This window comes from Pseudoxanthomonas sp. YR558, assembly GCF_900116385.1.
In the GTDB taxonomy this organism is placed as follows: Bacteria; Pseudomonadota; Gammaproteobacteria; order Xanthomonadales; family Xanthomonadaceae; genus Pseudoxanthomonas_A.
This window is the reverse complement of sequence record NZ_FPCI01000001.1, coordinates 2,055,015-2,069,930: the sequence shown is the minus strand read 5'-3', so window position 1 is coordinate 2,069,930 and position 14,916 is coordinate 2,055,015. Positions and strand designations below refer to the sequence as shown.

Genomic DNA, 14,916 nt, shown 5'->3' with positions numbered 1-14,916 from the left:
CTGGTGGTCGCGATGTCGTAGCGCGGTAGGACTTCCGTCGGAAGCCCGTTAAAGCGCGCGCGAATGATTCTCGCGCGCGCTTACCGTTGTTCGAGGTTCAGTCTTCGCTGACGTCGGCGGACCAGTCCGCAGGCACGTCGCAGCCCGCGATCCAGGCAGCGCCGGGAGCGAGGATCCATTCGCGCCGGTTCGATGCGCCGATGTCGATCACCTTCGCCGGATCGAGGCAGGGGCCGATCGCCTCCTTGCGCAGGAACAGCCAGCGACGGTCGGGCGCTTCCAGCAGCCACGCATGCGCATGCTGCCATTGGTCCACCCATGGTTGCTTGAAGCCGAAGTCGGTCACGGGGCGATCCGCCTGTAGCAGGTGCTGTTCGCGCCAGCCGAGCATGGCCAGTTCGGCGTCGGGTCCGATCCGCTGGCCCACGCGCTGCATCAGCGCCCGCGCGGAGCTGTCCGGGCTCAGCGCGGGCATAAAGCCCATGCCGTACGCCGTCCACAAGGCGGCGGTCACGGTGACCAGCGCGACCGCCACGCGGTGCCGCGATGCGCGCGCCACCGCGAACATCGCGATCGCTGCGATGATCGCGAAGCCCGCCAACCACCGGCCCAGCTGGCCGACGGTGGCCATGTCCATGCCGCGGCCCTCGACCAGCGACTGCAGACGGTCGGGCGACGCCGTCAGTAGCCACGCGCCCAGGCCACCCGCCACCAGCGCCAGCACCCCCATGTAGGACCACAGCGTCGCGCGCACCGCGCGTCGCCGCAGCAAGGCGGGCAACAACGGTGCGGCGGCCACGGCGAGGGCCGGCAGCATCGGGAAGATGTAGACCTCGCGCTTGCCCGGGCTGGCGCTGAAGAACACCAGCACCAGCAGCGCCCAGCCCAAAAGCAGCGCATGGCGTGCGTCGACGTGCTTCAGTCGTCGCCACCATGCCGGCAGCAGCCACGGCGCGAGCAATACGCCGGGCAGCCACAGCGTCAGCATCGTCTGCAGGTAGTACCAGAAGGGCTTCACGTGGTGCCAAGCATTGGCGTAGCGCGTGCCGGTCTGCTTGAAGAGCATCTCGCGCGCATAGGTGTGCAGCGCGGGGTCGGTGGACGTCAATGCGACCGACAGCATCGGCACCAGCCAGACCCCGGCGCCGGCGATGAAGCCGGCCGCACCGGCCAGCGCGTGTAGGCCGCGATGCGGCGGTAGTGTTTGTCGCGACTTCAGTCGTACCCACAGCCAGGGCAGGAACACCAGCAGCGGCAGGAAGCCCACGCCCTTGGTCACCGTGCCCAGGCCCGCGGCGAACGTACCCAGCGCGAGCAACCAGGGGCTCGGTTTCTCCAGCAGATAGCGCAGCAAGGCCCACAGCGACAGCGTGGTCATGCCCACCAGCACCATGTCGATCTGCGCCCGCTTCGCCTGCAGGACGAACTGCAGGCAGACGAACAGGCCGAACACCGCGTACGGCAGGGTGTGCCGCCCCCACAACCGGCGCGCCAGGTCGCCCGTCAGCCACAGCGTCAGCAGCGCGGCGAGCAGCGAAGGCAGCAGGAACGCCACCTGCCAGCTCCGCACCACCAGATAGCTCGCCGCCTGCAACCACATGAAGGTGGGCGGCTTTTCCGCATACAGCTCGATGCCGCGGTGCGGGAACAACCACTGCCCGGTCTCGATCATCGTGCGCGCCGCCAGCACGAAGCGTGGCTCGTCGGCCGGCATCGGCTCGCGCAGGCCCAGCCCCGCCAGCAGTGCCCAGACCACCAGCAAGAGCAGCAGCGGGGTCTGCCAACGGGGAGCGTTGCGGAGGTGCATCGGGGTCATCGGCGGTCGCGGTGGCCTGCAGCGGGACGCATGATGGTGGATCATGGGGCGTAAGAGAACCGTCGGAACTCCGACGGCGCTTCGACATCCGGCCTGCGATGCTGCCGGCCCTTTCCCGCACACGCGAGCCCCTGCCGATGCGGCTGCTGGTCATCGAAGACAACCGGAGCCTGGTGGCGAACCTCTTCGATTACTTCGAGGCGCGCGGCCACACGCTGGACGCGGCACCCGACGGCATCACCGGCCTGCACCTGGCCAGCACCCAGGTCTACGACGCCATCGTGCTGGATTGGATGCTGCCGCGGCTGGAAGGGCCGGAGGTCCTGCGCCGCCTGCGCGAAGAGCATGGCTCCGACGTGCCGGTGATCATGCTGACCGCGCGCGACGAACTCCCGGACAAGATCGCCGGCTTCCGTGCCGGGGCCGACGACTACCTGACCAAGCCTTTCGCCCTGCCCGAGCTGGAAGTGCGGCTGGAGGCGCTGATGGCGCGCGTGCACGGCCGGCAGCGCCGCAAGGTGCTGGAAGTGCACGACCTGACGCTGGACCTTGCGACGCTGGAAGCCTCCCGCGCCGGCCAGCCGCTGCACCTGTATCCCGCGTGCCGCAAGTTGCTGGAGACGCTGATGCAGGCCAGCCCCGCCGCCGTTACCCGCCAGCAACTGGAGCACGCGCTGTGGGGCGACCATCCGCCCGATGGCGACATGCTGCGCTCCCATATCTACGAGTTGCGGCGCAGCGTGGACGGCCCGTTCCCGGTGAAACTCATCCAGACGTTGCCGCGGACCGGCTACCGGATTGCCGTGCCGCATGAGGCTCGCTCGTCGTGATCTCCCGGCGCAGCCTGCGTTCGCACATCCTGATGTGGCTGGGCGGCTACGCCCTGCTGCTGACCGTGGCGGTGATGCTGCACGGGTTCCTGGTCAACGAGATCGCCGAGCGACTGGTCTGGGATTCGCTGCTGAAGACCGAACTGGAGCACCACCTGCAGCGCAATGCCGACGATCCGCGCTACCGCTGGAGCGATACCGACGACCTGCAGTTGTACACCTCCACCGACGCGCGCCCGTTGCCGCGCGAAGTGGTCGGCCTGCCGGAGGGTATTCACGACGAGCTGGTGATGGGCGATCGCGAAGTGCTCGTGCTCGTGCGCACCGTCGAGGGCGTGAAGTACACGCTGGTGCTGGACATCACCGAGCTCGAATCGCAGGAAGACACGCTCACGCTGATCGTGTTCGGCCTGGCGGTGACGCTGGTGTTGCTGATGGGCCTGTCGGTGGCGTGGGGCCTGCGGCGCTCGCTGCGCCCGCTGACCCAACTCGCAGCCGACATCGGCGCCTTGTCCCCCGACCGCATGGGCCAGCGGATCGCCGTGTCGGAGAAGGCGACCACCGAATTGGTGGTGATCGCCAATGCGCTGAATGATTACCTCCGTCGCCACGAAGCGTTCATCGAGCGCGAGCGCGTCTTCATCGACACCACCAGCCACGAACTCCGCACGCCCATCGCCATCATCGCCGGCGCCAGCGAGCTCGCGCTGGACCAGCCCGACCTGCCCATGCCCGCACGCCAACAGGTGCAGCGCATCCATCGCACCGCACGCGACGTCGAACGCATGATCGCGCTGCTGTTAACGCTGGCGAAGGATCCCGCGCGCCTGTCCCGCAACAACGACGTGGTGCTATTGCACGAGCTGCTGCCGGACATCATCGAAGACCACCAGCACCTGATGCAGGGCAAGGACCTGACGATCGTCATCGATGCTTTGGTGCCGTCCAGCGTGACTGCACCGCTGCACATCGTGCAGGCCGCCATCGGCAACCTGCTGCGCAATGCCATCGAGAACAGCGATCGCGGCGAGATCCACGTGCGGCTCGATGCCGACGCCACGGTCACGCTGGAAGACCCCGGCCACGGCATGACGCCGGAAGACATCAGCCGCATCTACGCGCAGATGGCGCGCGGCGGCAGCCGCGAGGGCGGCGGCATCGGCCTGGACCTGCTGGCGCGGTTGTGCGAACACCTCGGCTGGACCCTGTCCATCCAGTCCGCACCGGGCCGCGGCACCATCAGTCGGCTGCGCCTCTCCCGCTGATCCGACTTCACGCGTTGGGCGCTAGCATGCTGCTTTCGCTCGCAGGAGGACGCCCGTGAAGAAGCCCGTGCTGCTGTGCAGTCTCGTTCTGCTGGCCGCGTGCGCGCGAGAAGCGCCTGCGCCCGTCGGTGCCGATCCGGCGCCAGCCGCTTCTCCCGCCGTCGACGCCGATCCGCCCGCCGCCGATGCCGCCGCGCCGGCGATGGCGCCACCCTCATTCGACTGTGCGAAGGCCGTGTCCGCGGCGGAGAAGCAGGTCTGCGGCGACGCGGAGCTGGCCGCGCTCGACCGCACGCTGGCCACGCGCTACGCCGCATTGCCGGCACCCGACCCCGCCGTGCAGCGTGGCTGGGCGAAGGGACGCGATGAATGCTGGAAAGCCGACGATGCGCGTACCTGCGTGCTGGAGGCCTACAAGACGCGACTGGCCGAGTTGGCGATGCAGGCACCCGATGCCGCCGTGCCGAAAATCGTGAAGTACCGCTGCAGTGACAACGCTAAGCCCTTCACGATGACGTACTACCACGACATCGATCCGCAGGCGGCCGTGATGGCCTGGGGCAACGACGAAGCCATCGTGTTCCCGCAGCCGGCCGCCAGCGGCGCCAAGTACGGTCGTGCCGGTGTGGAGTATTGGGAGCACCAGGGCGAAGCCAGCGTGGATTTCTTCGGCAACAAGCTGAGTTGCCGACCACTGATCTGATCGTCGGCTGTGCGTGGATCAGCCCTGTCGCCGCGCTTCGTGCACCGCGCGGACGCGGGCCTCGCGCACGGCCTCGCCGATCTCCGGGCCGCTCATGCCCTCGCGCGCCACATCCCGCGCGCTGACGCGCAGCGTCGCCTCATGCAGGCGCACCAGCATGCGGCCCTGCGGGTAGTCGGCGTCTTCGTTGCCGCCACGGCCGCGCTTGTCGGCTTCGCACACCGTCGCCAGCCACGGAATGCGCTCCGGCCGGCGGAACGCATCGCAGCGGGTGAGTAGCTCCACGACGGTCGCATCGCGCAGCTCGTCGAGCCGGTGCACGTTGAGGTGTTCGCGGCAGGCCATCACCGCCAGTTCGCGGTGATCGACCGGCACCTTCAAGCGCTCACACAGCGCCATCACCGGCTTCACGCCGGCATGCTCGTGGCCGATGTGTTTGGGCAGCACGTCGGCCGGCGTCAACGCCTTGCCGAGGTCATGCACCAGGGCGGCGAAACCGATCCGCGCGTCGCCGGGTGCCAACCGCGCCGCCATGTCGCTGACCATCTGCTGGTGCACGCCGGTGTCCACCTCGGGGTGGTACTCCGTGCGCTGGGGCACGCCGTACAGCGCATCCACTTCCGGCAATACCACGGCCAGCGCGCCACAGCCGCGCAACGTGGACAGGAAAGCCGAGGGCTGTGCCGAGGACAAGGCGCGCCGCAGTTCCTGCCACACGCGCTCGGGCACCAGCGCATCGAGTTCGCCGCTGTCGACCATCGTGCGCATCAGCGCCATCGTGTCCGGCGCGATGGAAAATCCCAGCGGCGCGAACCGCGCCATGAAGCGCGCCGCGCGCAGCACGCGCAACGGATCTTCGACGAAGGCCGGGCCCACGTGGCGCAGCATGCGGGCCTCGATATCGCGCGCGCCGCCGTACGGGTCGATGAGCGCGCCGTCGTCTGCCTGCGCGATCGCATTGAGGGTGAAGTCGCGCCGCTGCAGGTCTTCCTCCAGCGTCACCGACGGATCGGCATCGACGACGAAGCCCCGGTAGCCGCGCCCGTTCTTGCGCTCGGTGCGCGCCAGCGCGTACTCCTCGTTGGTGTCCGGATGCAGGAACACCGGAAAGTCGCGGCCCACGGCTTTGAAGCCCTGCGCTTCCATCTCCGCCTGGGTGGCGCCGACCACGACCCAGTCGCGATCGCCGGGCGGCAGGCCCAGCAACCGGTCGCGTACCGCGCCGCCGACGAGAAAGGTCTTCATGCCGCCATGATAGCGGCGCGGACCCTGCTCAGCTCTTCGGCATCTGCGCGGTGGGGCAGGTGAACGCTTTCCGCTTGGCCTGCACGCGACCCATCATCCGGTCGGTCACCGGCAACGCATTGCCGTTGAGGCGCCAGTCGTAGAGCACGCTGAAGGCCAGCACGCGCGCCACGTACTCGCGTGTTTCCTTGTAGCTGATGGTCTCGATCCAGATGTCGGGGTCGAAGCCCGGGCGCTGCGACTGCCAGCGGGCGGTCGGCGCAGGCCCGGCGTTGTACGCGGCGATGGCGATGTAGGGCACGCCGTACTTGTCTTCCATCTCGCGCAGGTAGGCGGTGCCGATCGCGATGTTGGTATCCGAGTCGTACAGGCTGGACGCTCCGGCATAGGGAATGCCCAGCCGCTGCGCCACGCCCGCGCCCGTCCCGGGCAACACCTGCATCAGGCCCATCGCGTTGGCACCGGAGCGGGCCTTGGGATTGAAGATGCTCTCGGCGCGGATCTCGGCGGCGACCCACGCGGGGTCGATCGCATGCTTGGCCGCTTCGCGCCGGATGGTGTCGCCGTGATGCAGCGGGAACCGCAGTTCGTACAGCCGCTGCTCGTCGGGGCGGCTCTCGCCGCGCACGCTGCCCAGCGAGAACACGGCACGGTCGAACCAGCCGTTGTCGCGAGCGACCTCCACCGCGATGCGCCGCTGGGTGTCGTCGAAGCGCGACAGTGCGTCGTTCCATTCGGCAGTCGCCCAACCCGGTCGGTCCAACTGCCACAGCGCCATCGCGCGCTGGATGGCGGGCTCTCGCGCGACTGCTTGCTTGGCCGTTGCCGGATCGTTCGGAATCCAGGCGCACAGCGCGTACGGCTGGTTGACGCGGTCCGCGGCGAGGAAGCCGTGGAAGGTCGGATTGCCCGCTGTTTCGCGGAACAGGCGCTGTGCGGTGGTGTTGTCGCCGGTCTTCTCCGCCATGCGCGCCTCGAAGTAGCGCCAGCGCGAATCCGAACGCTGCGAGGTCGGCATCTTCCGCAGCGCGACCAAGGCCGCGGGCCAATCGCCGCGCGACAGCGCTTCGCGCACGCGCCACTCGTGCAGGCGTTCGTCGTACGCGGACTCGGGGACGTTGCCCAGGCGACGCGCGGAGTCGGGACCGTACGAGGCCACGGTCCACAGTGCGATCTGGTACAGCACCTGTCCGCGTTCGGCGTCGCCCATGCCGAGCGCATCCGCGTACTGCGGCAGCAGACGCTCGGCGGTATCGGGATCGTTCTGTGCGAGCTTCGCCAGTCCGTACGCCGCCATGCGCCGGCTGCGGTCGGTCTTCGGCCACGTGAGGGCGCGCGCGTTGACGGCGTCGATGAAGGCGGCGTAGTCGTTGGCCTGCGCGGCTTCGTCGACAGGCAGACCGCGCGCGGCAGTGCGCATCACGCTCGTCTGACGCTCCGCCGCCGCGGCTTCGATCCGCTCCCACCTCAGCGCGGCCGGCAGCCCACCCTGGCTGGCCAACACGGTAAAGACAGGGTCGCAGCCATCGGGGAGCGACTTCGCACCCTTGCGCCAGAGCGCCTGCGCCTGTTCGGTCCAGGCCGCATCGGTCCGGCCGGTGGCCTGGCGTGCGGCCAAGTGGGCGCACTGCAGCGCGACGCTGTCGGTCGGCTTCCACGCCGCCAGGAACGTCGGCCAGTCCTGGCGACGCGCCAGCGCGGCCAGCCACAGCGAACGCAACTGCGAGGCCACCGCCTGCCCGTCGTAGCGCCGCAGGAAGTCCTGCGCCTGCGTCGTGGTGATGGCGTCGGGATCGCGGCGCAACGAAGCGAACTCGATCCAGCCGTACAACGGATGGCGCACCAGCGCGGCCGACTGCGCGGGGTCGAGCCTGCCGGCCTCGGCGGCCTCCAGCGCGGCCATGACCTGGGCGCGCTGCGGATCGGCGGTTTGCGCGCGCGCGCCGCACGCCATGCCCGTTCCGAGGGCGGCAGCGAGTACGATGAAATATGAAATACGGACCATGCCGGGACTATACCGATGCCGGCTGAACGTCCCTGTAGACAGGGACTGCGAGGAGCGAGATCGCGTGGAAGGCGTGTGGATGTTTCCGTTGCTGGGCGTATTGGCGGGCGTGCTGGCCGGTTTGTTGGGGATCGGCGGCGGCCTTGTGCTGGTCGGCGCGCTTGCGTGGATCCTGCCGTTGCATGGCGTGCCCAAGGAGGCTGCGATGCATGCGGCGCTGGCCAGCTCCTTGGCGAGCATCGTACTGACCGCCGCCTCGTCCGCGTATGCGCATCACCGTCGCGGCAGCGTGCTGTGGCCGACGGTCGCGTGGATGGTGCCGGGGCTGTTGCTGGGCGGCTGGCTCGGCAGCGGCCTAGCCGTGTACCTCGACGACAACGTGCTGCGTTGGATCGTCGCGGGCTACTGCTTTATCGCCGGCGCACAGATGGTGCTCGGTGGCCACGCGCATCCGGAAGGGCGCGGCGTGCCCGCGCCACGCGGGCCCTGGATGAGCGCTGCGGGATCGGTCGTTGGCGCGGTGTCGGCCGTGGTCGGTATCGGCGGCGGCAGCATGACGGTGCCATTGTTGGTGTGGCGTGGCGTGCAACCAGTGCGGGCAGTCGGCACCTCGAGCGCGTGTGGCGTGGCGATCGGCCTCGCGAGCGCCGCGGGATACGCCCTGCACGCGCCGCCGGGCGCGTTGCCCGCGCACGCGGTCGGTTACATCTACCTGCCCGCCGCCATCGGGGTGGCGATCGCCTCCGTGCTGGCCGCGCCCTGGGGCACGCGACTCGCCCATCGCATCGGCGGCAAGGCGCTGAAGCGCGTGTTCGCCGCCTTCATGATCATCATGGGCATCGCGATCTTGGCCAGCGGTTGAGCCAACCCGTCGAAGTCCGAGGTTGCAGGAGTAGGATGCGAAGGCGAGGGGGTACCCGCAGCGCATGGAAGCACCGGTCGACAACGGTTCTGGATACTGGGCGAACGCGGCAGAGCACCGGCGTCGGCGGCGCGCGTTCAATCTGCTGATAGCGACCGGCGTGATTGTCGGCGCGCTGGGCGTGGGCTGGGGGGTGTTCTTCGCCTTGCGGGGCGCCTGGGCCGTCGCGGGGGCGGAACTGGCAATGGCGCTTCTCGGCAGCGTGGTGATCATCATGGCCCGCCGGCGCCGGACGCGTGCGGCCTCGTGGATCGCCTTCATCGGCCTTGCCCTGGTGCTGTGCTTCTTCTCCGTGTTCCTCGACGTATCGACTGCGGCGATTCCACGAACCAGTCATCTCTTCTTGTTGGTGCTCGCCCTCTGCGCGCACCACGTGTTCCGCGCCGAGCCACCAGCGTTGCGCTATGGCGCCGTGCTCGGACTATTGGCGCTCTTCATGCTGTTCGCCGCAACGCCGGTCGGCACGTCGCCCTATGCGATCAGCGAAGAGGTGCGACGGACCGGCATCTGGATCAACCTGGCGACGGTCGTCGTCTCCTTCCTGGTGGTGGTGCGGCTGGCAGAGAGCGACCTCGCGGAACATCGGGCGCTCCATCGCGAGCTACGCGATGCGTTGTCGCAGCGTCGCTTCGAGCTGTTCTACCAACCGCAGGTCGATGGCGAGGGCCGGGTGGTCGGTGCGGAGGCCCTGCTGCGCTGGCGGGATGCCCGACGCGGCGTCATCCGTCCGCACGACTTCATGTTGGCGGCCGAAGAAACAGGCTTCATCCTGCCGCTGGGGCAATGGATATTGCAGGCCGCCTGCGCGCAGCTGCAGGCATGGGAGACCGATCCATCGCTGCGCGCATTGCGCTTGTCGGTCAACATCAGTGCGCTGCAGTTGCGTCAGCCGGATTTCGTACAGCAAGTGGCCGATGCCATGGTGCGTTCCGGCATCGGCGCAGGACGGCTGACCCTCGAGTTGACCGAAAGCGTACTCGTCCACGATATGGAGGACGCCGCGGGCAAGATGCGCGCACTGCATGCCAGGGGTGTACGGTTTTCGCTCGACGACTTCGGTGCGGGCCACTCCTCGCTGTCGTACCTGCGCGAACTGCCTTTCGCCGAGATGAAGATCGACCGGGCGTTCACGCGGGGGATCGTCCGGGATACGCAGGCCGCCAGCATCACCCGCAACCTGCTCCAGCTCGGGCAAGACCTGGGCATCGACGTGATCGCCGAAGGCATCGAGCAGCAGGAGCAATTCGTCCTGTTGGGAGAACAGGGTTGTCGGCTGTTCCAGGGCTACATGTTCGGCCGACCGATGGAGGTCGAGGCCTTCAACCGTCGTATGACGGCGCCTTAGCGCCGGGCGGGCTCAGCGCAGTGCGATGTCCGGCACGTCGATGTCCATCGCCAGCGCGAGGTGGTCGGAATTCGCGGCGGGCATTGCTCGCGCGTTGTCCGCCTGCAATCCATCGCTGACCAGGATGTGGTCGATGGCGCGCTGCGGTCGCCAGCTCGGGAACGTGGGTACGCATACCGCCGGCGGGCGCAGGCGCGTGCGCTTGTAGAGGAGTTCCATTTCCGGCGTGTCGGGCATGCAGTTGAAATCGCCCATCAGCACGGCGTGCGGATGATCCGACAGCAGTTCGCCGATGAAGGCCAGTTGCGAGCGCCGCGAGTTGGCGCCGAGCGACAGGTGCGCGACGGCGACGGTGAGCCCTTCATCGCCTTCGCCAAAACGCGCCATCAACACGCCGCGGCCGCTGATGCGGCCGGGCAGGCTGTGGTCGGTCACTTCCACCGGCTCGAGTTTGCTCAGCAGTCCGTTCGCACTGCCGGCCACGCGCGCCACGTTGCGATTGGGCTGATGCGTCCAGTAGTCGAAACCGGCACGCTCGGCCAGGTAGTGCGTCTGGTTGGTGAAGCCCGAGCGCAGGCTGCCGGGGTCCGCCTCCTGCAGGCCGACGATGTCGTGCTCGCCGGCCAGCTGCGCGATCAGGTCCAGGCTGCCGCGCTTGTTGCCGGCCGGCAGCGCATGGGACCAGCTGCGGGTCACGTAGTCGCTGTAGCGGCGCGTGCTGGAGCCTGCCTGGATGTTGGCGCTCAGCACGCGCAGCCGGCGCGCGGCGGGAGAAGCGGATCCGGTCATGGAAGTGGGGGCTTCCGTGGGGTTCAGCGCTTGGCGCGTTCCATCGCGACCAGGTGGTCGGTGATGCGCAGCACGTCGTCCCAGGTGCGGCCGCCGGTCACGCGGTACTTGCCGTTGACGACGATGGTCGGGGTGCTGGTCACGCCCCACTTCTGCGCCAGCTGCATGCCACGGCCGATCTTGGCGTTGGTGCCGAAGCTGTTCATCAGCGCCACGAACTCCTGCGGATTCGCGCCATAGCCGGCGTAGAACTTCGCGATCTCGGCCGGGTCGGCCGGCGGCTTGCCTTCGCCCGGCAGCGTGCGCTGCAGGTGGATGGCCGCGAACACCGCGTCGTGGGTCTTGTCGACCAGCCCCTTCGCTTCCGCCGCGTAGTACGCCTTGGCGTAGGGCTCCCACACTTTGCCGAACGCGACCGGCACGTAGGTGATGCGCACATCGGCCGGCTGCTTGGCCTTCCATGCCGCCATGCGGGGAGCGAAGGCACCGCAGGCAGGGCAGACATAACCGAAGACCTCGGTCACTTCGATCTGGCCGTTGAGCGGCGCGTACGGCTGGGCGCTGGCGATCTCTTCGTAGTCCGTACCGGCCACGGGTGCCGGGCCTTGCGGCGGAACGATCGGGTTGGTGTTCGGCGTCGCCGCGGCGGCCTCGGTGGCGGCCGGCGTACCCGCAGGCGCGCTGGCATCGGTCGGTGCAGGCGCGGCGTCCGTGGCCGGAGCGGCCTCGGCAGCCGGCGCCGCAGGAGCCGCAGCGTCGCCGGTCGGCGAGGTATCGGTGGAGGGCTTGGGTCCGCAGGCCGCCAGGATCGGCAACAGCAGGGACAACATCAGGACGTGGCGGGATTTCATCGCGCGGACTCCAAGGTATCGGGAAATAGGGCTGCCACTAAGGGCGGGAACTTCACATTCTGCATGGGCCCCGGCGGGGCTGCCATGACGGCGTCATCACTTGCGGGTGCGCTCGCGTGCCACCAGGCGATCGACGATCTTCAGCATGTCGGTGTAGGTGCGCCCGCCGATCACGCGGTACTTGCCGTTGACTATCATGGTCGGGGTGCCGTCGATGTCGGCGGCCATCGCCCAGGCGCGGGCGCGCTCGAGCTGCTGGTCGACCTGTTCGCCGCGCAGCGCGGTGCTGAACTTCGCCTTGTCCACGCCTTGGGTGGCGTAGAACGCGGCGATTTCATCGGCCGATGCATTCTGGATGGGCAGTGCGCCGGTCTTGTGCAGGGCATCGAAGATCGCCTGATGGGTGCGTTCCTGCACGCCGAGCTGCCGGGCAGCAAAGAAGGCGCGGGCATACGGGATCCAGTAGCCGCCGAAAGCCGCCGGCACCGGGGTCAGGCGCACGTCCTTGGGCAGGGTTTTCTTCCACGCCGCCAGCGTGGGTTCGAAGTGGGCGCAGTGCACGCAGGTGTAGCCGAACACCTCGACCACCTCGACTTTCCCGTTGAGCGGGGCGTAAGGCGCACCGTTTTCGATCACCACGTAGTCCTCACCCTCGACCAGCGGCGCGGGGGCCGGCGGCGCGGCCAGGGCGACGGCGGGCACCAGGGCCAGCAGGGTGATCAGGACGGACAGCAGACGGGACGCCATCGGGATTCTCCAGCTTCGTGCTGGCCCCGGCGTGTGGCGGGGCGCGGAAAAAGAAACGCCGGCCATGGTGGGGCCGGCGCGATGAACAGGAGCTTGCACTTCCGGCCGCGGTGGGCGGCGGAAGTCCGGGATTACTTGCCGGCCTTGGCGGCCGCGACGTCGTCGGCGCGGGCGTGCAGGCCCTGCAGGTAGCTGGCGAGCGCCTGGATTTCCTGCTCGGTCAGCGGGCCGGCGACTTGGGCCATGATGTTGAAGTGGGCCGGGTCCTTGATCGTGGTCGTGCCGGCCTTGTACTCGGTCAGGCGACGCACGGTGTAGTCCTGCATCTGGCCGCCGATGTGCGGGTAGGCCGGGCCTGGGTTGCCGGCACCGGTCGGGCCATGGCATGCCAGGCAGGCCGGCACGCCGCGCTTGGCGTCGCCACTGCGGTACAGCTGCTGGCCGACTTCGTAGAACTTCATGCCCTGGTAGGTGCCGTCGGCGATGACACTGTCATCGGCCAGGCCGGCGCCCGACTTCTGAGTGGCGAAGTAAGCGCCAACGTCACGCATGTCCTGCGCGTTGAGGGTCTGGGCGAACGGGGCCATCACGGCGGCCATGCCGGTGTTGCGCTCGCCCGAGGCGAACAGCGCCAACTGCTGGGCAATGTAGCGCTCGCTCTGGCCGGCGATGCGGGGGTACTGCGGGTCGCTGGGGTTGCCGTCGGCGCCGTGGCAGGCCGCGCAGGCGGCGGCCTTGGTCTGGCCGGCCTTGGCGTCGCCCCAGGTGGTCTTGGCGAGATTGATGTCCAGCGGCGCGGTCTCGACCGGGGCATTGTCCGGCACGGGGACCACCGTGGTCTGTGCAAAAGCGACTGCGCCCACGGCCAGTACGGCCAATCCGGCAAGTCCCATAACGCGAGCGTGGCGCATGCTAAAGCTCCGAAACCTTTGACTGATGGCGACGCCCGGAGGGGCCGCGAAACCCGCGAATTATCGTCGCGGCGGCCGCTCGCGGTCAATTCAAACGGTATCCGGACCGTCGCCGTGCGATCCTATCGCCATGTCGAACCCCCTGAATTCCGCCACTTACCTGCTCTCCGCCCACACCCCGCGCCAGTTGCCGGAGGATGGCGGCTTCGAAGTGGCCTTCGCCGGCCGTTCCAATGCCGGCAAGTCCAGTGCCCTCAATGCGCTGGTCAACCACAACCGGTTGGCGCGGGTCTCCAAGACCCCTGGCCGCACGCAGCAGCTGGTGTTCTTCCAGGTCCAGCCCGAACGCTACCTGGTCGACCTGCCCGGCTACGGCTACGCCAAGGTGCCGCAGGACCTGCAGGCCCACTGGCAGGCGTTCATCGATCGCTATTTCCGTACTCGCGAGGCGCTGAAGGGGCTGGTGGTCGTCATGGACATCCGCCATCCGCTGAAGGACTACGACCGGCAGATGCTGGGGTATGCGGTCCAGCGGGGCCTGCCGGCCCACGCGCTGCTGACCAAGGCCGACAAGCTGGGCCGCGGCCAGCAGGGCAATGCGCTGCAGGCGGTGAAGAAGGAACTGTTCTCTGCGTTCGGCGACACCGTCAGCGTGCAGACGTTCTCGGCCGAATCCAAGCAGGGCGTCGACGAAGCCCGCATGATCGTGGGCGGCTGGCTGGGGCTTTAGTCGTCACACCGAGACGTGGAACAGGCGGCCCACCAGCGCGGCTGCCGCCATCGCCATCGCGCCCCAGAAACCTACCCGCCACGCACCGCGTAACACCGGTGCGCCGCCTACGCGCGCGGCCAGGCCGCCGGACACCAGCAGGCCTGCCACCGTGGCGAGGGTGGTCACGATGGCCACCTTGTCGGCGGGGGCCAGCAGGGTCGTGGCGATCGGCAACAGCGCGCCCACGGTGAAGGCCGCGGCTGATGCCAGCGCCGCCTGCACGGGCCGGGCGCGCAGGGCGTCGGTGATCCCCAGTTCGTCGCGCATGTGCGCAGCAAGGGCATCGTGCGCCGTGAGTTGTTCCGCCACCTGCCGCGCAAGTGCCGGCTCCAGTCCGCGGCCGACATAGATCTGGGTCAGCTCGGCCAGCTCGCCGTCGGGCATTTCGTGCAGCTCGCGTTTCTCGACGGCAAGATCGGCCGCTTCCGCGTCGGCCTGCGACTGGACCGAGACGTACTCGCCGGCCGCCATCGACATGGCGCCGGCCACGAGTCCGGCCACGCCGGTCAGTAGGATCGTCGAGGGCGCTGCGCCGCTGGCGGCCACGCCCACGACCAACCCCGATACCGAGACGATGCCGTCGTTGGCGCCGAGCACGGCAGCCCGCAGCCAGCCGACCCGGTCGGTACGGTGCAGTTCGCGATGGCGCGGGACAGCAGTGCGGGCGTGGCGGGGCATGCGCGCAGCGTAGGCGAGCGCCGCGGCCCGCGTCGAG

The 14,916-nt window shown here is 68.8% G+C and carries 14 protein-coding genes; 6 read left to right on the top strand and 8 right to left on the bottom strand.

All coding sequences use genetic code 11. The annotated features are described in order from the left end of the window. Positions 1-97: 97 nt before the first annotated feature. Entirely contained in the window at positions 98-1,816 is a 1,719-nt protein-coding gene (locus BM365_RS09665) for an ArnT family glycosyltransferase (RefSeq protein WP_093488666.1), read from the bottom strand. Between the two features lie 137 nt (positions 1,817-1,953). Between BM365_RS09665 and BM365_RS09660 the strand changes: the two genes are divergently transcribed. From BM365_RS09660 to BM365_RS09650, 3 genes are read left to right on the top strand one after another with little or no spacing between them, the layout of a single operon-like run. Next, entirely contained in the window at positions 1,954-2,646 is a 693-nt protein-coding gene (locus tag BM365_RS09660) for a response regulator transcription factor (protein WP_093489634.1), read from the top strand. 32 nt (positions 2,647-2,678) lie between these two features. Beyond that, on the top strand, positions 2,679-3,911 hold the full coding sequence (locus tag BM365_RS09655; RefSeq protein ID WP_093489635.1) for a sensor histidine kinase: 1,233 nt from the start codon (positions 2,679-2,681) through the stop codon (positions 3,909-3,911). 55 nt (positions 3,912-3,966) lie between these two features. Beyond that, positions 3,967-4,614: an MliC family protein gene (locus BM365_RS09650; protein WP_233210901.1), complete on the top strand. Its 648-nt coding sequence runs from the start codon at positions 3,967-3,969 to the stop codon at positions 4,612-4,614. An 18-nt stretch (positions 4,615-4,632) separates the two neighbouring features. Here the strand turns inward: BM365_RS09650 and BM365_RS09645 are convergent, their stop codons facing one another. Beyond that, a complete protein-coding gene (locus BM365_RS09645; RefSeq protein WP_093488664.1) occupies positions 4,633-5,859 on the bottom strand; it encodes a multifunctional CCA addition/repair protein in 1,227 nt (408 codons plus the stop codon). A 28-nt stretch (positions 5,860-5,887) separates the two neighbouring features. Continuing rightward, the gene (locus BM365_RS09640) at positions 5,888-7,864 is read right to left on the bottom strand and encodes a transglycosylase SLT domain-containing protein (protein ID WP_093488662.1); all 1,977 of its coding nucleotides are present in this window, start codon (positions 7,862-7,864) and stop codon (positions 5,888-5,890) included. A 79-nt stretch (positions 7,865-7,943) separates the two neighbouring features. On the opposite strand from BM365_RS09640, the gene BM365_RS09635 reads away from it, so the two are divergent. Together BM365_RS09635 and BM365_RS09630 are read left to right on the top strand one after the other, a co-directional pair. Continuing rightward, positions 7,944-8,726, top strand: a complete 783-nt coding sequence (locus BM365_RS09635; protein WP_254772675.1) for a sulfite exporter TauE/SafE family protein — start codon at positions 7,944-7,946, stop codon at positions 8,724-8,726. A 64-nt stretch (positions 8,727-8,790) separates the two neighbouring features. Then, positions 8,791-10,131: a putative bifunctional diguanylate cyclase/phosphodiesterase gene (locus BM365_RS09630; RefSeq protein WP_093488660.1), complete on the top strand. Its 1,341-nt coding sequence runs from the start codon at positions 8,791-8,793 to the stop codon at positions 10,129-10,131. 12 nt (positions 10,132-10,143) lie between these two features. On the opposite strand, the gene BM365_RS09625 is transcribed toward BM365_RS09630, so the two are convergent. The 4 genes from BM365_RS09625 to BM365_RS09610 all read right to left on the bottom strand — a co-directional run bounded on the left by BM365_RS09625 (position 10,144) and on the right by BM365_RS09610 (position 13,429). Further along, positions 10,144-10,920 carry an endonuclease/exonuclease/phosphatase family protein gene (locus BM365_RS09625; RefSeq protein WP_093488658.1) on the bottom strand — a complete coding sequence of 259 codons (777 nt, stop codon included), beginning with the start codon at positions 10,918-10,920 and terminating at the stop codon, positions 10,144-10,146. Between the two features lie 23 nt (positions 10,921-10,943). Continuing rightward, entirely contained in the window at positions 10,944-11,771 is an 828-nt protein-coding gene (locus BM365_RS09620) for a thiol:disulfide interchange protein DsbA/DsbL (RefSeq protein ID WP_093488656.1), read from the bottom strand. A 96-nt stretch (positions 11,772-11,867) separates the two neighbouring features. After that, positions 11,868-12,518, bottom strand: a complete 651-nt coding sequence (locus tag BM365_RS09615; RefSeq protein WP_093488654.1) for a thiol:disulfide interchange protein DsbA/DsbL — start codon at positions 12,516-12,518, stop codon at positions 11,868-11,870. Positions 12,519-12,649: 131 nt separating this feature from the next. After that, positions 12,650-13,429 carry a c-type cytochrome gene (locus BM365_RS09610; protein WP_093488652.1) on the bottom strand — a complete coding sequence of 260 codons (780 nt, stop codon included), beginning with the start codon at positions 13,427-13,429 and terminating at the stop codon, positions 12,650-12,652. A gap of 130 nt (positions 13,430-13,559) precedes the next feature. Between BM365_RS09610 and yihA the strand changes: the two genes are divergently transcribed. After that, on the top strand, positions 13,560-14,159 hold the full coding sequence (gene yihA, locus BM365_RS09605) for a ribosome biogenesis GTP-binding protein YihA/YsxC (protein WP_093488650.1): 600 nt from the start codon (positions 13,560-13,562) through the stop codon (positions 14,157-14,159). 3 nt (positions 14,160-14,162) lie between these two features. Here the strand turns inward: yihA and BM365_RS09600 are convergent, their stop codons facing one another. Further along, positions 14,163-14,879 carry a VIT1/CCC1 transporter family protein gene (locus BM365_RS09600; protein WP_093488648.1) on the bottom strand — a complete coding sequence of 239 codons (717 nt, stop codon included), beginning with the start codon at positions 14,877-14,879 and terminating at the stop codon, positions 14,163-14,165. Between the last annotated feature and the right edge of the window lie 37 nt (positions 14,880-14,916).